The organism is Anoxybacillus sp. FSL W8-1294, assembly GCF_037965005.1.
GTDB classification, from domain to species: domain Bacteria; phylum Bacillota; class Bacilli; order Bacillales; family Anoxybacillaceae; genus Anoxybacillus; species Anoxybacillus flavithermus_G.
Window position 1 is genome coordinate 991,258 of record NZ_CP150179.1, and the last position, 18,762, is coordinate 1,010,019.

Genomic DNA, 18,762 nt, shown 5'->3' on the forward strand with positions numbered 1-18,762 from the left:
TATACATAGGAATGTAGCGATCATGCATCATTTTCATGTCAAATCGACAATTTTCGTATATTGTCCGCATAGTATTGTCATGATATGATGGAACAAAGTGTGCTTTCACTTGGGGGGGATATGTTGTGAAAGCGGTCATTATGGCAGGGGGAAGAGGAACACGGTTACGTCCGTTAACTTGTCATGTTCCGAAACCGATCGTACCGATTATGAATAAACCTGTGATGGCGTATAGTATTGAATGGTTAAAACATCACGGAATTACGGATATTGCTGTAACCGTTCAATATTTAAGTGATGAAATTATTGAATATTTTGGTGATGGACGTCGATTCGGTGTACATCTTCATTACTTTGAAGAGACGACGCCCCTTGGAACGGCAGGGAGCGTAAAACATGCTCAGTCTTTTTTAGACGATACGTTTGTTGTTATTAGTGCAGATACGTTGACGACAATTCATTTGCAGCAGGCAATCAATTTCCATTTTTCCAAACAAGCATTAGTTACCGTTCTTATGCACCACGAAGCGACTCCTCTTTCATACGGTGGAATTGTGACAGATCGAAACGGAAAAGTGATTCATTTTGTAGAAAAACCAAAATGGAATGAAGTGTGTAGCGATTTAGTCAATACAGGCATTTACATTTGCGATCCAGCGATTTTTAATTATATGCCTGAACATCCACCTTACGATTTTAGTCAACATATTTTTTCACATCTCATTCAACAAGAGTACCCAATATACGGATATGAGGCGGATGGATATTGGTCTGATATTGGTATCATTGAACAATATCATCAAACACATGTTGATTTACTAAATCAACGTCTCGTTTCTTCTCATTACAAAGAAATAGCTCCTGATGTATGGATCGGTGAGCGAGTGAACATTGCACAAGAGGTAAAATTAGAAGGACCGATTCTTATTGGGGACGATGTGCGCATTGATGCCTATGCAACACTCGGACCATATACGGTGGTTGGCTCACGTTCAGTTATTAGTAAATACGCATCGTTAAAGCGATCGATTGTTTGGTCCAATGTTTATATTGATGAACATAGTGAATTACGGGGAGCAGTTGTAGCAAATGATGTGTATATCGGTAAAAAAAATGAAATATTTGATTATGCGGTCATTGGGGCAAAGTGCAAATTAAAAAATAAAGTGAAAGTGCAACATGCGGCTAAAATTTGGCCGAATAAAACAATTGCAGAAAAAACGAAAGTGAAAGGTTCAATTGTATGGGGTGAACAATGCCCAAACGTATTGTTTCGCCAAAATGGGATCAGCATGCGCGCTCATGTTGATGCTCATCCGATGTTTATCACACAGTTGGCTTCAGCATATAGCAGTCTACATGAAAAAGGAAGTCACATATTAATGGGCTATGACAATCACCCGTTGTCTCAGGCGCTCGGATCGTTGTTTGCTCAATGTTTGCATATGTACGGTATGTACACAAATGTATATGAGGGGGGATATTTGCCTGCTTTTCGTTATATTCTTTCTCATAAACAATATCGTGGTGGCGTATTTGTGACGTTGAACGAACATGATGAAGTAGTTATTGACATACACGATGAACAAGGATTTCCCATTGATTGCACGATGGAACGCGCGATTGAACAACGAATGAAACATGAACATCACATGTCAGTGGCTCAAATTGGCGAAGCAATGAAACAAAAAGAGAACGATGAAATGTATATTCGCGCATTGCGTCAAGCGATTTCTTTTTCTTCATCGGAGCGATGGAAAGTTGTCGTCGCTAGTTCTCCTTTATTGAAGCATACCATTGAACGCACACTTCTGTTGTTCGCGATAGAAGTTGTTTGGACAAAAGAGCGTGATGATGAACACATTCGGAAACTAATCGAGCAAGAACAAGCCCAATTTGCTATCGTGTTTGACTATTCAGGGGAACGTTTTCGAATGTTTGACGGGCAAGGAATCACATTGACGAAAGAAGAAATGATTTCGTTGCATGTGCTCACATCTCTTTTATTTAGCGAAACGAAAAAAGTAGCCGTTCCTGCTTGGGCACCGTCTGCGTTACACACATTAGCAGAACGGTTATATGGAGATATTGTTTATGTAAAAGATACGAGACGAGATTTTTTGCTTGCACATCATCATGAGCCGTTTCATTTTTATTTCGATGGATTGTATGCATGTGTACAACTATTGCACTTGTTAGCGATTGAACGTTGTTCGCTTCGTACCATTGTGTCGTCTATTCCAACTATTCATTTATCATGCCGTGATGTTCATTGCCCATGGGATGAACGGGCGGCTGTTATGCGTAAATTGTTAGAAGAATCGTATGACAAGCATGTAGATTTTACAGATGGCATGAAAGTATATCATGAAGATGGAGCATGGACGCTCATTTTACCGAAAGTAGATGAACCAACGTTAACGATTTATTCACAAGCAGCAAATGCTCAAAAAGCAAAAGAATATACGAAATACTATATAAAGAAAATTCGGCAATATCAAAACGTATAAAATTCATATGGAAATTGTTTAAGAAAAATGATATGATGGAAAGGTGTGATTACAATACTTTTGTTTGGAGGGAAAGAACGATGCGTGTAAATATTACGTTAGCATGCACAGAATGCGGCGAACGCAACTATATTTCAACAAAAAATAAGCGCAATAACCCAGAGCGCCTCGAATTGAAAAAATATTGCCCACGAGACAAAAAAGCAACAGTTCATCGTGAAACGAAGTAAGCAGTAGGATTTTTTTCCTGCTGCTTATTTTTTTATGAAAGAGGGGGAAGGTTAATGAATAAGAAACAATTGCGGCAACAAATAAAACAACGTCTCTTACATATGACAAAAGAAGAACGCAAGAAAAAGGAGAACATCATTCACGATATATTATTTCACCAACATCTTTGGCAAACGGCACAAGTGATCGGTATTACGATCTCACAACAAATCGAAATCGATACAAAATGTATCATTGAACGAGCATGGCAAGAAGGGAAAAAAGTTGCCATTCCAAAATGCGATGTAACAACAAAACAAATGACGTTTCGCGAAATTCGTTCGTTTCAAGAAACGGAACGCTCTTTTTTCGATTTATATGAACCGATTGTGGAAGAAACGAGAGAAGTGCAAAAACATGAAATCGAGCTCCTATTTGTTCCAGGTCTTGCTTTTGTTCGTAAAGGATATCGCCTTGGCTATGGTGGGGGATATTATGATCGATATTTAGTTGATTTTCCAAACGATACAATTTCCCTTGCATATGATTGTCAAATCGTCTCTACGTTGCCGGTTGAACAGCATGACATCCCTGTCCAAATGATTATTACAAACGAAGGAATTGTTGTTTGTGAAAACGAATAATAAAACAGCATAAGCGCTTTCATATTGTACAGGAGAAAAAATTAACAAAATGTTAATAATTCATGCCTTATAAGCTTTGTGAAACAGTGTACAATGTAAGTATGAAACAGATAAACAATGCACATATTGTAAAATGATATATACGAGAGGTGGAAGAAAAATGTCAAATAAAGTAAATCGTGTTGTTTTAGTTGGAACAGGTTTTGTTGGTTCAAGTTATGCGTTTGCCCTTTTAAACCAAGGAGTGACAGAAGAACTTGTTCTCATTGATATTAATAAAGAAAAATCAGAAGGAGATGCGATGGACTTAAACCATGGGATGCCGTTTGCGCCATCCCCAACGAAAATTTGGTTTGGCAATTACGAAGATTGCAAAGATGCAGATCTTGTTGTGTTAACGGCAGGGGCAAATCAAAAGCCAGGGGAAACACGATTAGATTTAGTGGAAAAAAACACAAAAATCTTTAAAAATATTATTGATCAAGTGATGGCAAGCGGATTCAATGGCATTTTCCTTGTTGCGACAAATCCGGTTGACATTTTAACATATGCGACATGGAAGTTTTCAGGGTTACCAAAGGAGCGTGTCATCGGTTCAGGTACAATTTTAGACACAGCTCGCTTCCGCTATTTGTTAGGTGAATATTTCGATGTGGATACGCGCAACGTACATGCTTATATTATTGGGGAACATGGTGATACGGAGTTGCCTGTTTGGAGCCATGCATTCATCGGTTGCCGCCCAATTGCCGATATGATGAAAGAAAAGCCACAATATAAACAAGAAGATTTAGATAACATTTTTGTGAATGTACGCGATGCAGCGTATCAAATTATTGAGCGAAAAGGTGCAACATATTACGGTATTGCCATGGGACTTGTTCGTTTAACAAAAGCGATTTTACAAAATGAAAACAGCGTTCTTACTGTTTCAGCTTACTTAGAAGGCCAATATGGTCAAAATGATATGTACATTGGCGTACCAGCGATCGTAAATCGCAACGGTATTCGTGAAGTTGTTGAACTACAATTGAACGAGGAGGAAAAAGAAAAATTTACTCATTCTGCAACTGTATTAAAAGATGTGATGAAGCGCGTTGGATTGCAATAGGTTGTCTCATGATGAGGCAACCTTTTTATAATTTCAACACGAAAAGGGAACGGTAAATATGAGGAGGGTGATGATATTGAATGGAAAAACGTTGATCGTTGCCGTTATGGCAGGGCTCGTTCTTTATCAGTTTCGTTATCGGTTATTGAACGAAATATTGAAACGAGAAGCGGTTCAAAAACGAGTGGTACAATGGGGAATGTCCGTTCCGTTTATTCGCCAGCGCATTGTTCCTACATTATTTTTACAAAAGTACAAATAGTTGCGCTTTGTAAGAGAGTGTGATAAAAGAAGGGTATGATAGCGAAGGGAGAGGGAAGGTTGGGCATTCGCTTTGATTTTGTATATTGGCAAATGATGTTTCAATTGTTACAGATGAACTATGAAATCGTTTATTTGTCACCTGATGAGCGGGAGGTTTGGTTGCAATCTACGAGGGAACGAAAAGCGCCGCTTGTACGCCTTGTTCGCACTGATATGGATTGGGGTGTGTCATTAAAAAATGATATGAATCGCGCGCTAGTCGCTGTTGATGAATGGCGCAAGCGACAATTTCGCCGCCAACTGCAAGTCATCAACGTTTATGTCATGATGTATCCCCCTGTTGACGATTGGGAACTGTATGTTCAGCGACCATTCACGACTGGGCGAGTGCATATGCAAACATATGTGATGCATCTTTACAATATGTATGACGTCTTGCATAAGCTAAGCACGCAGTTCCATCAATCATTAAAAGTGTACGTACCTGATGATTCTCCAATGTTGCAACAAGAATTACAAACGTTTAAACAACACGTGTTATCATTTGCAGAGCGCATGTATGAAAATGAACGGCGCATATTTGAACGTGGAAAAGCGAGATTTACATATGTGTTTATTGCTTTACAAATAGTGATGTTTTTTATTTTAGAATGGAACGGTGGAAGTACAAATACGTTGACGCTCATTCAATACGGCGCAAAGTTTAATCCGCTTATTTTGCAAGGAGAATGGTGGCGCTTTTTCACCCCTATTGTTTTGCATATCGGCTTTTTACACTTGTTCATGAATACGTTTGCGCTATATTATTTAGGCCCACTTGTTGAAAAATTGTACGGCTCGTTTCGTTTTTTATTTATTTATCTTTTCGCTGGTTTTGCAGGTTCGCTTGCTAGTTTTTTATTTTCATCATCCGTATCTGCCGGGGCGTCTGGTGCCATTTTCGGATGTTTTGGGGCTTTGTTATACTTCGGAAAAGCAAAACCGCACATATTTTTTCGAACAATTGGAATGAACGTCATCACTGTCATCGGCATCAATTTAGCGTTCGGTCTCGTCGTTCCTAATATTGATAATGCAGGTCATATTGGCGGTTTAATTGGTGGGTTTTTAGCGGCAAATATCGTTCATTTCCCAAAGGAACGTGTTCGCTTTGGACAATGGTTTGCTGCTTTGTTCACAGCGGTCGTTACGTTTATTTGCTTATATATTGGTTTTCAACGACCGCCAGCAGATCAAGCACAACTCATTCTTGCGTTGTCCAAGCAATATATTGATGAACGAGAATACGGCCAAGCAGAGCAAATGTTAACACTCATTCATGAACAAGATGCTGAAGCATATAAGGCAGATTTTTTGCGTGCCTATATTCACATACAACAAAAAGATTACGATGATGCAAAACAATATTTATATGATGCCATCGAAAAAAACGACCGTTTTCATGAAGCGTATTATTATTTAGCGTTATTATATGCGGAAGAAAAAAACTATGAAAAAGCAAAACAAGCTGCAGAGCGTGCGTTGCAGCTTGAACCAAATAATGAGCAATATCAACGATTATTGCTTGAACTCGAGCAGTTGCTTTAATATGACGAGTTCTCCGTCTGCTGTTTCTGTTACGACAAACAGTTTACTGTAATCCTTTTTGATTAAAATAAGCGGAACGGTGCTACCGATTGGAGATTCAATCGAACCGTTCTGTTTTTTTATGCCTAAAAAATAATTTTTGTACAACCCTTCCCATAAGTTTCCAATCATCATTTCCGTTTCATTTGTTGTCAAATCCATAAACGGTTGCTCATTATATTGAACGAGCTCCGGTAAATACAAATGGTAATAATCGTCTGCTGGCAATATGTTCCCCATTTGATTAGCGGTTTTGTTCACGATCGTTTGTGTTTGTTTATTTAATGTGTTGGCCCATGTTTTTTGTTCGGCTGTCGTTGGTTTACGAAACGATTGAAGTGGTGCGAAGGATGAGTCGACGACGTATAATACATCCCCACTCATTTTTTGACTGCTCCGAATATCATTGTCGCTATGCAATTCTCCTTGGTGATACGAAATGGCTTGAAACAATCGACTTCCTTTTTGTTCGATCTGTTTTTGCTGAATGAGACTTTTTCCATTTTCCTTCCATTTTGTTTGTGTAGCAACAAGCCTTCCGTTAGCAAATAACAACGAAACATCTTGCCGAAGATAAGCAGTTCGATCAAGCGATGAAGTGACGATCCAATCGACGACATAGCGTGTCTCCTTCTTTTTGGGCTGTAGTGATAATTTTGTTTCGGCAGTTGTAAAGTGAACGGTCGGATCGATCGGGAAAAACATAATCGCTTCATGCGCTGGCCGTTCAAACGCTTGTATGATGATGACAAATGACAAAAGAAATATGCATATCGATAATAAACGTTTCATCTTATTCCTCCGGTCAAGCTTACATTTATAAAAAATGTATGTGCATATGACAGGAAATATGTATGAATACATTTACATGTGTCAAAGATGAATGGTAATGAATGTAAGGTAGGTGATTGGAGTGGAACGAGTATCTTCACGTCTTTCAGAAAACGTTTCATATATGAAGGAAAAGCTTGGAGTAGGGAAAAGTTTTGACGTCATTTACTTAGACGTGCATTATGCTGGAAAAGACATGGCGTTATTTATGATTGACGGATTTGTGAAAGATGACATTCTTCATTATTTAATGAAATTATTATCTGAGCTACCAAATGGCACATTAGATGAACAACCGTTAGATAAATTATTAAAAACGCATCTTCCGTATGTAGAGTTGGATCAAACAGATGATTTCGAACGGGTAATTGATGGTGTGTTGGCAGGGCCGACCGCTTTGTTCGTTGATGGAATGGCAAAAGCGATTTTAATTGATGCACGCACATATCCTGTGCGCGGACCTCAAGAGCCAGATATGGAGCGTGTTGTTCGAGGTGCACGCGATGGATATGTGGAAACGATTGTATTTAACACAGCGCTCACAAGACGGCGCGTGCGAGATCGTTCATTACGAATGGAATATATGCAAATTGGTCGCCGTTCAAAAACGGATGTCTGTGTTTGTTATATTGAAGATATTGCGAATTCACACATTGTGGAAGAAGTGAAACAGTCATTAGCCAAAATTGATACAGACGGCTTGCCAATGGGGGAAAAAACGGTAGAAGAATTTATTTCAGGCAGGCACTTCAACCCATATCCTGTCGTTCGTTATACAGAAAGGCCAGATACGGCTGCAGCTCATTTATATGAAGGACATGTTCTCATTTTTGTCGATGGGTCTCCGAGCGTGTTAATTACACCTGCAACATTTTGGCATCATCTGCAGCATGCAGAAGAATATAGAAATAAACCAATTGTTGGTGCATATTTGCGCTTTGTTCGGTTTCTTGCGGTATGGCTATCGATTTTTTTATTACCGCTTTGGTATATGTGGATGAAAACACCAGAGCTCGTGCCACATGCATTATCGTTTGTCGCAAAATCAACGGAAGGGAATATTCCGTTGTTTGGACAAATTTTACTGATCGAATTTGGATTAGATATGTTGCGAATGGCAGCTATTCACACCCCATCTGCCTTAGCGACAGCACTTGGGCTTGTTGCAGCATTGATGATTGGTGGAATTGCGGTTGAGGTTGGCTTATTTTCTAACGAAGTCATTTTATATTTTGCGATGGCGACGATCGGGACGTTTGCGACACCGAGTTATGAGCTAGGACTAGCCAATCGGCTCGTTCGCCTCGCTTTGCTCGTTGTTACAGCATTATTTGGTGTCATTGGCTACGTTGTTGGTATTACTGCATGGTTAGTTATGCTTGCTCGCATGCAATCGTTTGGCGTCCCATATTTATGGCCGTTTATTCCGTTTTCATATCGCGGGATGCGCGATGTGCTCATCCGTTCCCCAATTCCGTTAAAAAATCGACGACCGACTGTCTTGCACCCGAAAGATCCGGATCGGTAAGATGTGAAAAATGTCGCAAAGTTATTGTTCAGTTCTTGACGCCCTTTTGTTTTCTTTATACATTTAGAATATGTAGATTGCAAACGCTTATACACGATAGGTGAAGAACATGAAATCTGTATACGATGTACAACAATTGTTAAAAAAGTATGGAACGATTATTTACGTCGGTGACCGCCTCGCTGATTTGGAATTGATGGAAGACGAACTGAAAGAATTATTTCAAGCGCAGCTCATTGACGTAAAAGATTATCAAATGGCGCTTCTTATTTTGCGTCATGAAGCACAAATCGAACGAGAAAAAAGAGAAAAAGGGATGAAAGAACAATGGAACAATGGTTAGTTGGAGTGGATTTAGGCGGAACGACAGTCAAATTAGCGTTTGTGAACATGTATGGGGAAATCATTTGTAAATGGGAGATTCCAACGGATAAATCCGAACAAGGGAAACATATTACAACACACATTGCAAAAGCCATTGATGAAAAGTTACGTGAATTAGATGAATCAAAAGAACGGTTGATCGGCATTGGCATCGGTGCACCAGGACCTGTTAATATGGCGACAGGAGATATTTATGAAGCTGTAAATTTGGGGTGGAAAAACTTCCCTTTGAAAGACCGTTTGGAAATGGAAACAGGTCTTCCTGTCGTTGTTGATAACGATGCGAACATTGCAGCGATCGGAGAAATGTGGAAAGGGGCGGGCAATGGCGCGAAAAATTTAATTCTCGTCACGCTTGGCACAGGTGTTGGTGGCGGTGTGATCGTAAACGGTCAAATCGTGCATGGGGCAAACGGTGCTGGTGGAGAAATTGGCCATATCACGTCCATTCCAGAAGGAGGGGCATCTTGTAATTGCGGTAAAACAGGATGTTTAGAGACGATTGCTTCAGCGACAGGTATTGCACGTATCGCGACAGAGCGTTTGCAACGAACCGATGAACCAAGCTCTTTGCGAGACGTATGGAAACAAGTAGGGGCTATTACGGCGAAAGATGTATTTGATGCTGCGAAAGAGAATGATACGTTAGCGCTACAAATTGTTGATGAAGTGACGTTTCATCTTGGTTTAGCGCTTGCTCATTTAGCCAACGGTTTAAATCCAGAGAAAATTGTCATCGGTGGCGGTGTATCGAAAGCAGGGGATATGTTAGCGCAAGCAGTTGCTCGTCATTTTAAACGATTTGCATTTCCGCGTGTTGCTGAAGCGGCTGAAATTGTCATTGCAACGCTTGGAAACGATGCCGGTGTGATCGGTGGCGCATGGCTAGTCAAAACAAATATGTTGTAAAAACAGACGAAGCGCTCGTCTGTTTTTTTGTCGAAAATTTGTCGAAAAAAAACGTCTTGCATTTTCATAAGAAAAGGTGTAAAACAGTCCTATGTGGATGTGCAACTTGTCTATTATACTGTTTATAGTTTAAGATAACAGTTGCTTTTTTGTTAAGAAAGTATTAATATTGTTTTTGGTTAAGATAAAAAAATGTAAAAAAACGGATGTACCTCATACAGCATAGAATGAGCATAGGATGTGTAGTGGATTAAAGGAGGGAGAGCATATGAAAAACTACCGTTTTGTTCTTTTGACGGTATTGCTTTTATGGTTGAAAACGTATTTAGTCTATAAAAATAGTTTCGATATAAAAATTGAGTCATGGAAGCAGGAGTTCATTTTATTTATTAGTCCATTAAGCTTCCTGTTATTTATTTTTGGGCTTGCATTATTTATGAGCGAAAAACGACGGAATCGCTATATTGTCATCACGAGTTTTATCGTTTCATTTGTTTTATATGCGAACGTCATGTTTTATCGCTTTTTTAGTGACTTTATTACCATTCCTGTGCTGTTTCAAACGAACAACATGGGCGATTTAGGAAATAGTGTGTTTGAATTGATGAACGTTTCGGATATTTTCTTTTTCCTTGATGTCGCATTGCTGGCTTGGATGGCGTATAAAAAAGTGTCTATTGCGCAATATGTGCCAGCGACAAAACGTTTTCGTCGCACATATTTTATTGCGACCGCAGCGATTGCTTTATTTAACTTAGGATTGGCGGAAACAGAGCGCCCAGAGTTGTTAACGCGCACGTTTGACCGGGAAATGTTGATCAAAAATTTAGGTATATACAACTATCATGTGTACGATATCATTTTACAGTCGCGCTCTAAAGCGCAACGTGCATTAGCGGATAGCAGCGAATTAGCGGATATTCAAAACTACGTTAATGCGAATGAAAAAGCGCCGAATAAAGAGTTATTTGGTATTGCCAAAGGCCGTAATGTGATCATTGTGTCGATGGAGTCATTACAAAGCTTCGTTATTAACAATACGGTGAACGGACAAGAAATTACGCCGTTTTTGAATGACTTTATTAAACAAAGTTATTACTTTGATAACTTTTATCATCAAACAGGACAAGGAAAAACATCAGATGCGGAGTTTATTATTGAAAACTCGTTATATCCTCTTGGACGCGGTGCGGTCTTTTTCACACATGCGACAAACGAGTATAACGCAACGCCAGAAATATTGAAAAACTACGGTTACTATTCAGCTGTATTCCATGCAAATAATAAAAGTTTCTGGAACCGTGATGTAATGTATCAATCAATGAAGTACGATCGTTTCTTCTCGATGACGGACTATAACATTACGGAGGAAAATTCAGTTGGTTGGGGTTTAAAAGACATTCCGTTTTTTGAGCAATCTGTGCAACATTTAAAAACGTTGCCGCAGCCATTTTATACAAAGTTTATTACATTAACGAACCACTTCCCGTTTGAATTAGGGGAAGAGGATAAAATGGTTCCAGAGTACACGTCAAATAGTCGGACGTTAAACCGTTATTTCCCGACGGTTCGATATATGGATGAAGCGCTGAAAGTGTTTATTGAGCAGCTGAAAAAAGAAGGATTGTATGAAAATTCTATTATCATCCTTTACGGAGACCATTACGGTATTTCTGAAAATCACAACAAAGCGATGGCTCAATATTTAGGTAGGGATGAAATTACGCCATTTGATCACGTTCAATTGCAACGCGTTCCGTTGATCATCCATATTCCAGGCGTAACAGATAAGCATCCAAAAGTCATTTCAAAAGTATCAGGGCAAATTGATGTGAAACCGACATTGCTTCATTTGCTTGGCATTAATACACGCAACCAAATTCATTTTGGTGAAGATTTATTCTCAAAAGATAAGCTGGACTTCGTTGTTCTTCGTGATGGTAGCTTCGTGACAAAAGATTATGTATATACGAAAAACGCATGCTACGATAAGAAAACAGGGGTAGAAGTCGACGCGTCTCATTGTGAACCGTATATGGAAAAAGCACGTCAGGAGCTTGATTACTCCGACAAAATTGTATATGGTGACTTATTGCGTTTCTACAATAAACAACAAGAAAACAAACGATAAAGCTAGCTCTTGTGACAGAGCTAGCTTTTTTACATACATATGTACAAATGTACTGTTCATACGATGAAACAAGGGGGGAGAGCGATGTACGATTTTTCAACTTTAATGCATGATCTCGATCAATTGCGGTGTCATTCGTTCGTCCGCACGCAAGAAATTGGGCAAAGTGTGTTAAAAAAACCGATTGTTGAGTTACAAATTGGAGAAGGTGAAACATATGTGCATATGAATGCCTCGTTTCATGCGAACGAGTGGATTACTTCGGCAGTTGTGATGGCGTTTGTTCGTGAATATGTGGAAGCGCTACAGAACAAACAGCATCTTTGTGGCTATGATGTACAACAATTGTATAAAAGAACGACTTTATCCGTTGTTCCGATGGTAAATCCCGATGGAGTGGATCTTGTATTACACGGAAAAAAAGCGGCACAACATTATGAAGATGAAGTGGTACGCATAAATGGGGGAAGTGAAGATTTCTCACAATGGAAAGCAAATATTCGCGGGGTTGATTTAAACAATCAATTTCCTGCGAAATGGGAAGTGGAGAAAGAAAGAAAAATTCCAAAAGCACCCGCACCGCGTGATTTTCCTGGATTTTCTCCGTTAACCGAACCAGAAGCACAAGCGATAGCAACGTTGACAAAAGAACGTGATTTTTTTAAGGTGCTCGCATTTCATACACAAGGAAAAGAAATTTATTGGGGATATGAACGATGTGAGCCACCCGAAGCAGAAGAAGAAGTGAATGAATTTGCGAAATGGAGCGGTTATGTACCTGTTCGGTATATTGATAGCCATGCTGGATATCGCGATTGGTTTATTTTTAATTGGAAGCGATGTGGGTATACGATTGAACTTGGTGAAGGGGTAAATCCGCTTCCATTCTCTCAATTCCATAATATTTATAAAGACAGCATCGGTATTTTTGTGACAGCTCTTGCCCGCACGTAAAAAGACGCCACTATATTGGCGTCTTTTTAATGGGCAACTGGATATCCGTGATGAATGACAGTCATAATTGTAAACCAACCAAATACAGCAACCGTTCCGATTCCGAACAGCACACCAAGGAAATTTTTCTCACGTAATGAACGGATCGTGCCGTAAGCGGCAAGCAACGTAACTAATGTAAAGATCACAACCAAAATAACTCCTGTTGGCATAACTTTCCCTCCTTATGTACACCGATTATTCCTTTTTTCATTGTAATCGTTTTTGTTACGTTTGTCGAGGTGCAAAACGTATGTTATTCATGTACAATGAGGATAGAATATATACAAAAAGTGAGGGAATGAAATGAAGTGGGAACGAATTCCTTTAGGACCGTTACAAACAAATGCGTATGTGCTTGTTCATGAAAATGGGACATGTTTAATTTTTGATCCCGGCAGCGAAGGAGAAAAACTCATTCATTATATTGAAACGAACGGCTGGACGCCGCTTGCGGTGTTGCTTACACATGCTCATTTTGATCATATTGGAGCGGTTGACGACGTAAAAAACAAGTGGTCCATTCCTGTGTATGTACATAAAAAAGAACAACATTGGCTAACTGATCCAATGAAAAATGGTTCTTTATTATTTATGGGAGAAGCAATTACTACAAACGATGCTGACGTGTTGCTTGAGGGAGAGAAAACGTTGACGATTGGCGATTTCTCACTTCAAGTGTTCGAAACACCAGGGCATTCGCCGGGTAGTGTGTCATACTATATCGAAGATGCTCAAGCAATCGTATCAGGTGATGTATTGTTTTCAGGGAGTATTGGTCGGACAGATTTGCCTGAAGGGAGTTACGAACAATTGTTACAAAGTATACATCGTAAGTTGCTTGTTCTTCCTGAAGAAACGGTTGTGTTGTGTGGACATGGTCCAGAGACAACAATTGGAGCGGAGATGGATACAAATCCATTTTTAAATGGATTTTAAGAAAAAAATCCCTTCTCTGTACAGAGAAGGGATTTGGGGGATGTTTTATTCCTATAATGGGAGGGGATATAGTTAAGCTACTACATTAACGATATAACAAATTTAACACTATGTCAATAGTGAAAAAGGGTGCGAATAAAAATGTTAGAAAAAATGAAACATAAACGTTTATCTTATGCACAATATATGGAACTCGTATTGTATGATGAACAGTACGGATATTACATGAAAAGAAAAGAAAAAATTGGTCGTGCAGGAGATTTTATTACGACGAGTAACGTTGGGCATATCATTGGGCGTGTATTTGCAGATGTGTTTGTTCGCTTGATAGAAACGTATCATGTTCCACCGCTCATCTGTGAAATCGGTGGGGGGACAGGACGATTTGCTTACGCTGTTTTAGAACAATGGAAACGTCAATCACCTAAAACGTTTTCACAAGGACAATATATAATGATCGAAGCAAGTCCGTACCATCGGGAAAAACAAGCGGAAACGCTCGCTCCGTTTATTGATTACGTTCGTATCATCTCCAGTTTTGCTGAGCTTTCTGATTCTTTTTCTGGTATTGTATTTAGCAATGAGCTATTTGATGCGTTTCCTGTTCATGTCATTGAGAAACGAGAAGGTCACATATACGAGTGCTTTATTGAAGTAGAAAACGATCAGCTTGTTGAGAAATGTGTTCCGCTTGAAAATGAGCAAATTGCTCAATATATCGTTGAACGGAATATTCAGCTCGTTGACGGGCAGCGATTTGAAATTCCGTTAGCGATGAAAAAGTTTATTTTTCAGCTCAATCAAGTAATCGATAAAGCAATTATTTTTACAGTAGATTATGGATATACGGATGAGGAATGGAAACACCCAGCGCGAAAACGTGGGAGCTTGCGCGGTTATTATCGTCATCAGCTCATCGACAATGCGCTTTGTTATCCAGGTGAGATGGATCTCACCACACACATTCAATGGGATGCGTTACGATTTTATGGAGAACAAGCAGGGTGGACATATACTCATTTATGGCGCCAAGATGAATTTTTATTGCAGGCAGGCATTTTAAATCATTTGATGGCCCACCATGATCCAAATCCGTTTTCTGAGCAACAGCGTCATAATCGTGCTATTCGCTCGCTAGTCATGAGCGATATCGGCAGGGCGTTTCATGTGATGGTGCAACAAAAAAACATGAATATTCCTATTTTTACATAAAAAAGCGATGAGGTACACTCATCGCTTTTTTATTCGCCCATACCAGGAACCATCATAAAGGTTGTCCAGTACGTAAATCCGGCAAAAAAGACCGTTAAGTACGCACCGAAAATGTACATGTACATTCTTTCTGTTAATTTTAAGTAGCTTAACAAAAGAAAGAATCCTGTTTGGCCGAGGAACAATAATGATGTTGTATGCATATGGCCAAGATAGAACATGACAGCAAAAATTCCTGTCCAAAATGACAAGACGCGGAACATACGATCCATATGTATCCCTCCTTTTCTGACCGTTTCCCTTACTTATTATAATGTACTCGAAATGGTTGTGTAAACGTTCTATTTTTTAAGAATGGCTTGATACGTACACGAATTACAGCCTGATGGCATAATTTCTTCAGTCACAAGTTCAGCGTTTGTAAATAATACTTCTAACATTCCTTTTAAAAAGGCGTTATGCATATAACAGACAGAATCTGGATGTGCAAATGCGAGTTCTTTAAACGGGCAGTTGAAAATTTCAAAGTAAATTTTCCCTTGATTTTCACTGTAATGGAATGTCGGATAAAATCCAGCGGCTTCCGCTGCTTTTTGTAAAATGTTCATTTTTTCTTCCACACTTAACTGTTCAAGCGCTTGCATCGATTGGACGTGTTGTTGTACAAGTTCTTGACCAAATAACTTTCCTGTTTCATACAACGCTTGTTTCCCTACTTCTCCAAGTTTCATCATCGCATGGATTGCAATTTTTGATAACAGCTGGTAGTCGCGAAACGGAAAATGGAGCTGAATCACATCGTCAGATAGACGGTATAATCGACTCGGTCTTCCACCTTTTCCTGTTTTTTTTGTTTCCGATACAAGCATATTTACATCTTCTAGCTTTGTTAAATGAAGACGCGCGACGTTTGGGTGAATATGAAAAGCATCAGCAATTTCTTGAACGGTTACTTCTTGATGTTTTCTAGTGATATACTGATAGATTTCATAACGAGTCGGATCAGCAAGGACGCTTGTAATTTTCAGTACTTGGTCCATTATGTCTCACTCCTATATGTTCATTCATTTACATTATAATACATGTATTTCCACAATGGAAATGCATATATAGGTCTTTTTGTAACGTTCACAAAGTTTTAAAACAAATTAATGCACAAAAATTAAACAAAAGTTATACAACATGTATAAAAAGTGAAGAGAGGGGTGTGTCTCCATGCTTACCATTAAAAAACATTGCGAAAAAATATCGTCGTGTTTTTGTCTCGTAACATTCACCCTATGGGTAAATATTTTTTTGAATTTTTTTGCGAATGAAGCAGGAATTTGACGAAAGATGTTGAATAATGATGGCGAGAAAATGGAGGAAGGAGGATCGTTTTGCAAACAATCGAGCAATTGGCGGACCGACTCGTTGAGGATGCGTATATTCTTCAAGCTTCTGACATTCATATCGTTCCGCGTAAGCAAGATGCGCTTGTTCAATTTCGGTTAGGAGGGATGCTTGTTACAAAGCATGTGCTATCTAAACAAATGTGTGAACGTTTGCTTGCTCATTTCAAGTTTCTCGCTGATATGGATATTGGTGAACGTCGCCGCCCGCAAAGCGGAGCAATGGAAATGAACGTTGCCCACACAACTGTCCATCTTCGTTTATCGACATTGCCTACGATTTACGACGAAAGCTTAGTTATCCGCTTGCTCCCGTTACATTCATCTCTTCCGCTCAAGCAACTCGCATTATTTCCTTCAACGATAAAAAAGTTGCTCGCGCTATTAAACTATTCCCATGGGCTTATGATTTTCACAGGACCAACAGGATCGGGAAAGACAACAACGTTATACAGTTTGTTAAACGTATGTCGCCATCATTTTCAACGAAATGTCATTACGTTAGAAGATCCGGTTGAAAAGCGGGCGGAAGATGTGTTGCAAGTACAAGTGAACGAAAAAGCTGGCATTACGTATGCTGCAGGATTAAAAGCGATTTTGCGACACGATCCCGATGTGATTATGGTAGGAGAAATTCGTGATGCCGAAACGGCACGAATAGCTGTACGCGCAGCGCTTACAGGACATCTTGTGCTAACAACGATGCATACGAAGGATGCGGTTGGAGCGATTTATCGTCTTCTTGAGTTTGGTGTACCATTTCAAGAAATGGCGCAAACGTTAGTCGCTGTGACAGCCCAACGTCTTGTGCAATTGAAATGTCCGTTTTGTGAAGCGGAGTGCTCACCTTTTTGCCGACAGTATCGACCTGTTCGTCGAGTCGGTGTTTATGAATTATTATACGGAAGTGAACTGGCACAAGCGATGCGGGTAGCGAAAGGGGAGCAATCGACATACGTGTATACTCGGTTAAAAGATGTGATTAAAAAAGGCATTGCGCTCGGTTTTTTACACGAGCATGTCATTGAAAGTTGGTTGTTAGATGAAGCGACGTCGTAATTGGTCGTTACAAGAGCAAAGTTCGTTTTTCATCCAACTTGGAAAATTGCTCAGTAAAGGGTATTCGCTTGCTCGGGCGATTGAGTTTTTACAAATTCAGCAACCTGCTGCAAAACAAAAAGATTTAGATGATTGCATGCAAGCATTGCGAGCCGGTGTATCGATTCATGAAACTTTTTCACGCATGCAATTTCATTCTCATCTTTTAGGATATATATTTTTCGCTGAACAACACGGCCAACTAGCTCGCGGGTTTATTGAAGCAGGGGAAATCGGACAAATGCGGGCACATTACGTTGAGCAAGTGAAGCGTATGTTACGCTACCCATTGTTTCTTTTTAGTTTTTGTATCGCCATGTTTTTCGTATTTCAGCAAGTGTTAGCTCCGCAGTTTTCTCATCTTCTTTCTTCATTTCATGCTCGTTCTGTTTTTTCTACGTTCATTTTTTCTGTTGCGGTATGGCTTCCTCGCATTTTTTCTATTGCGCTCATCGTGTTCATTTTCTTCGTGTTGTTTTACTTTTTTGTCGTTCGTTCATGGCCTATTTATAGACAAATGAATCTATTTATGAACATCCCAATTGTTCGCTCGTGGATCGTTTCTTTTCATACGCAAGTATTTTCATTGCAATTAAGCCATTTGTTGAAAGGGGGACTATCGATTTATGAGGCGATCCAAATTTTTGAGCATCAATCTCACCTTCCATTGCTGAGAGAGGAAGCGAAATTGATGAAACAACAGCTATGCGCAGGTGAAAAATTAGATGAAATCATCGAACAGCGGAAATATTACGAGAAGGAACTACCTTTCGTCATTCGTCACGGTCAGTCGAATGGAGAATTAGTTCAAGAATTATTGAATTATAGTCAGTTTTCATTGCAAAAACTAGAAAAACGTCTGAAGAAAATGATATATATCATTCAACCACTGTTGCTTAGTTTCATTGGCATTTTCGTTATTCTCATGTATATGGCGATGCTATGGCCCGTTTTTCAATTGTTAAATCACATATAATGGGG

Annotated in this window: 19 protein-coding genes; 15 read left to right on the forward strand and 4 right to left on the reverse strand. The window is 39.4% G+C overall.

The genetic code is table 11. From position 1 onward, the window contains the following. Positions 1 to 125: 125 nt before the first annotated feature. The 6 genes from NSQ23_RS05225 to NSQ23_RS05250 all read left to right on the forward strand — a co-directional run bounded on the left by NSQ23_RS05225 (position 126) and on the right by NSQ23_RS05250 (position 6,326). Positions 126 to 2,510 (forward strand): sugar phosphate nucleotidyltransferase, encoded by a 2,385-nt coding sequence (locus NSQ23_RS05225; RefSeq protein ID WP_339173511.1) that lies wholly within the window; start codon positions 126 to 128, stop codon positions 2,508 to 2,510. Positions 2,511 to 2,590: 80 nt separating this feature from the next. Further along, positions 2,591 to 2,740 carry a 50S ribosomal protein L33 gene (gene rpmG, locus NSQ23_RS05230; RefSeq protein WP_004889517.1) on the forward strand — a complete coding sequence of 50 codons (150 nt, stop codon included), beginning with the start codon at positions 2,591 to 2,593 and terminating at the stop codon, positions 2,738 to 2,740. Positions 2,741 to 2,794: 54 nt separating this feature from the next. Beyond that, complete coding sequence (locus NSQ23_RS05235; protein ID WP_077428770.1) at positions 2,795 to 3,364, forward strand: 5-formyltetrahydrofolate cyclo-ligase; 570 nt, start codon at positions 2,795 to 2,797, stop codon at positions 3,362 to 3,364. Positions 3,365 to 3,524: 160 nt separating this feature from the next. Next, positions 3,525 to 4,475: an L-lactate dehydrogenase gene (locus NSQ23_RS05240; protein ID WP_035019479.1), complete on the forward strand. Its 951-nt coding sequence runs from the start codon at positions 3,525 to 3,527 to the stop codon at positions 4,473 to 4,475. Between the two features lie 70 nt (positions 4,476 to 4,545). After that, on the forward strand, positions 4,546 to 4,737 hold the full coding sequence (locus tag NSQ23_RS05245) for a hypothetical protein (RefSeq protein WP_171699728.1): 192 nt from the start codon (positions 4,546 to 4,548) through the stop codon (positions 4,735 to 4,737). 35 nt (positions 4,738 to 4,772) lie between these two features. Next, the gene (locus NSQ23_RS05250; RefSeq protein WP_339173514.1) at positions 4,773 to 6,326 is read left to right on the forward strand and encodes a rhomboid family intramembrane serine protease; all 1,554 of its coding nucleotides are present in this window, start codon (positions 4,773 to 4,775) and stop codon (positions 6,324 to 6,326) included. On the opposite strand, the gene NSQ23_RS05255 is transcribed toward NSQ23_RS05250, so the two are convergent. After that, positions 6,297 to 7,157 carry a hypothetical protein gene (locus tag NSQ23_RS05255; RefSeq protein WP_339173516.1) on the reverse strand — a complete coding sequence of 287 codons (861 nt, stop codon included), beginning with the start codon at positions 7,155 to 7,157 and terminating at the stop codon, positions 6,297 to 6,299. The genes NSQ23_RS05250 and NSQ23_RS05255 overlap by 30 nt on opposite strands. Before the next feature lie 163 nt (positions 7,158 to 7,320). On the opposite strand from NSQ23_RS05255, the gene NSQ23_RS05260 reads away from it, so the two are divergent. From NSQ23_RS05260 to NSQ23_RS05280, 5 genes are all read left to right on the forward strand, one after another. Continuing rightward, positions 7,321 to 8,724, forward strand: coding sequence for a spore germination protein (locus NSQ23_RS05260; RefSeq protein WP_064221267.1), 1,404 nt, complete (start codon positions 7,321 to 7,323; stop codon positions 8,722 to 8,724). 109 nt (positions 8,725 to 8,833) lie between these two features. Further along, complete coding sequence (locus NSQ23_RS05265; RefSeq protein ID WP_006317940.1) at positions 8,834 to 9,067, forward strand: YqgQ family protein; 234 nt, start codon at positions 8,834 to 8,836, stop codon at positions 9,065 to 9,067. Beyond that, positions 9,052 to 10,017, forward strand: coding sequence for an ROK family glucokinase (locus tag NSQ23_RS05270; RefSeq protein WP_339173518.1), 966 nt, complete (start codon positions 9,052 to 9,054; stop codon positions 10,015 to 10,017). Before NSQ23_RS05265 ends, NSQ23_RS05270 begins: the two co-directional genes overlap by 16 nt. Before the next feature lie 268 nt (positions 10,018 to 10,285). After that, a complete protein-coding gene (locus NSQ23_RS05275; RefSeq protein ID WP_339173520.1) occupies positions 10,286 to 12,148 on the forward strand; it encodes an LTA synthase family protein in 1,863 nt (620 codons plus the stop codon). Between the two features lie 39 nt (positions 12,149 to 12,187). Then, on the forward strand, positions 12,188 to 13,102 hold the full coding sequence (locus NSQ23_RS05280; protein WP_004889533.1) for a M14 family metallocarboxypeptidase: 915 nt from the start codon (positions 12,188 to 12,190) through the stop codon (positions 13,100 to 13,102). A 26-nt stretch (positions 13,103 to 13,128) separates the two neighbouring features. Here the strand turns inward: NSQ23_RS05280 and NSQ23_RS05285 are convergent, their stop codons facing one another. After that, a complete protein-coding gene (locus tag NSQ23_RS05285) occupies positions 13,129 to 13,314 on the reverse strand; it encodes a DUF2759 domain-containing protein (protein ID WP_004889534.1) in 186 nt (61 codons plus the stop codon). Positions 13,315 to 13,447: 133 nt separating this feature from the next. Here NSQ23_RS05285 and NSQ23_RS05290 point away from each other — a divergent pair, with 133 nt between their 5' ends. Both NSQ23_RS05290 and NSQ23_RS05295 read left to right on the forward strand, forming a co-directional pair. Beyond that, the gene (locus NSQ23_RS05290; protein WP_339173523.1) at positions 13,448 to 14,080 is read left to right on the forward strand and encodes an MBL fold metallo-hydrolase; all 633 of its coding nucleotides are present in this window, start codon (positions 13,448 to 13,450) and stop codon (positions 14,078 to 14,080) included. 141 nt (positions 14,081 to 14,221) lie between these two features. Continuing rightward, complete coding sequence (locus tag NSQ23_RS05295) at positions 14,222 to 15,292, forward strand: SAM-dependent methyltransferase (RefSeq protein WP_339173526.1); 1,071 nt, start codon at positions 14,222 to 14,224, stop codon at positions 15,290 to 15,292. Between the two features lie 29 nt (positions 15,293 to 15,321). On the opposite strand, the gene NSQ23_RS05300 is transcribed toward NSQ23_RS05295, so the two are convergent. Together NSQ23_RS05300 and NSQ23_RS05305 are read right to left on the reverse strand one after the other, a co-directional pair. Then, positions 15,322 to 15,564: a DUF2626 domain-containing protein gene (locus tag NSQ23_RS05300; RefSeq protein WP_192948263.1), complete on the reverse strand. Its 243-nt coding sequence runs from the start codon at positions 15,562 to 15,564 to the stop codon at positions 15,322 to 15,324. Between the two features lie 69 nt (positions 15,565 to 15,633). Further along, entirely contained in the window at positions 15,634 to 16,332 is a 699-nt protein-coding gene (locus NSQ23_RS05305; protein ID WP_004889538.1) for a helix-turn-helix domain-containing protein, read from the reverse strand. Between the two features lie 339 nt (positions 16,333 to 16,671). Between NSQ23_RS05305 and comGA the strand changes: the two genes are divergently transcribed. Then, entirely contained in the window at positions 16,672 to 17,742 is a 1,071-nt protein-coding gene (comGA, locus tag NSQ23_RS05310; protein WP_339173529.1) for a competence type IV pilus ATPase ComGA, read from the forward strand. Continuing rightward, positions 17,726 to 18,757: a competence type IV pilus assembly protein ComGB gene (comGB, locus tag NSQ23_RS05315; protein ID WP_339173531.1), complete on the forward strand. Its 1,032-nt coding sequence runs from the start codon at positions 17,726 to 17,728 to the stop codon at positions 18,755 to 18,757. The genes comGA and comGB overlap by 17 nt, the downstream gene beginning before the upstream one ends. Positions 18,758 to 18,762: the final 5 nt, after the last annotated feature.

What these genes read in the sequence shown, in the direction of transcription:
- rpmG (WP_004889517.1), top strand. Translation starts at nt 2,591, where the DNA reads ATGCGTGTAAATATTACGTTAGCATGCACAGAATGCGGCGAACGCAAC.
- NSQ23_RS05235 (WP_077428770.1), top strand. Translation starts at nt 2,795, where the DNA reads ATGAATAAGAAACAATTGCGGCAACAAATAAAACAACGTCTCTTACAT.
- NSQ23_RS05240 (WP_035019479.1), top strand. Translation starts at nt 3,525, where the DNA reads ATGTCAAATAAAGTAAATCGTGTTGTTTTAGTTGGAACAGGTTTTGTT.
- NSQ23_RS05245 (WP_171699728.1), top strand. Translation starts at nt 4,546, where the DNA reads ATGATATTGAATGGAAAAACGTTGATCGTTGCCGTTATGGCAGGGCTC.
- NSQ23_RS05250 (WP_339173514.1), top strand. Translation starts at nt 4,773, where the DNA reads ATGATAGCGAAGGGAGAGGGAAGGTTGGGCATTCGCTTTGATTTTGTA.
- NSQ23_RS05255 (WP_339173516.1), bottom strand. Translation starts at nt 7,157, where the DNA reads ATGAAACGTTTATTATCGATATGCATATTTCTTTTGTCATTTGTCATC.
- NSQ23_RS05260 (WP_064221267.1), top strand. Translation starts at nt 7,321, where the DNA reads ATGAAGGAAAAGCTTGGAGTAGGGAAAAGTTTTGACGTCATTTACTTA.
- NSQ23_RS05265 (WP_006317940.1), top strand. Translation starts at nt 8,834, where the DNA reads ATGAAATCTGTATACGATGTACAACAATTGTTAAAAAAGTATGGAACG.
- NSQ23_RS05270 (WP_339173518.1), top strand. Translation starts at nt 9,052, where the DNA reads ATGGAACAATGGTTAGTTGGAGTGGATTTAGGCGGAACGACAGTCAAA.
- NSQ23_RS05275 (WP_339173520.1), top strand. Translation starts at nt 10,286, where the DNA reads ATGAAAAACTACCGTTTTGTTCTTTTGACGGTATTGCTTTTATGGTTG.
- NSQ23_RS05280 (WP_004889533.1), top strand. Translation starts at nt 12,188, where the DNA reads ATGTACAAATGTACTGTTCATACGATGAAACAAGGGGGGAGAGCGATG.
- NSQ23_RS05285 (WP_004889534.1), bottom strand. Translation starts at nt 13,314, where the DNA reads ATGCCAACAGGAGTTATTTTGGTTGTGATCTTTACATTAGTTACGTTG.
- NSQ23_RS05290 (WP_339173523.1), top strand. Translation starts at nt 13,448, where the DNA reads ATGAAGTGGGAACGAATTCCTTTAGGACCGTTACAAACAAATGCGTAT.
- NSQ23_RS05295 (WP_339173526.1), top strand. Translation starts at nt 14,222, where the DNA reads ATGTTAGAAAAAATGAAACATAAACGTTTATCTTATGCACAATATATG.
- NSQ23_RS05300 (WP_192948263.1), bottom strand. Translation starts at nt 15,564, where the DNA reads ATGGATCGTATGTTCCGCGTCTTGTCATTTTGGACAGGAATTTTTGCT.
- NSQ23_RS05305 (WP_004889538.1), bottom strand. Translation starts at nt 16,332, where the DNA reads ATGGACCAAGTACTGAAAATTACAAGCGTCCTTGCTGATCCGACTCGT.
- comGB (WP_339173531.1), top strand. Translation starts at nt 17,726, where the DNA reads ATGAAGCGACGTCGTAATTGGTCGTTACAAGAGCAAAGTTCGTTTTTC.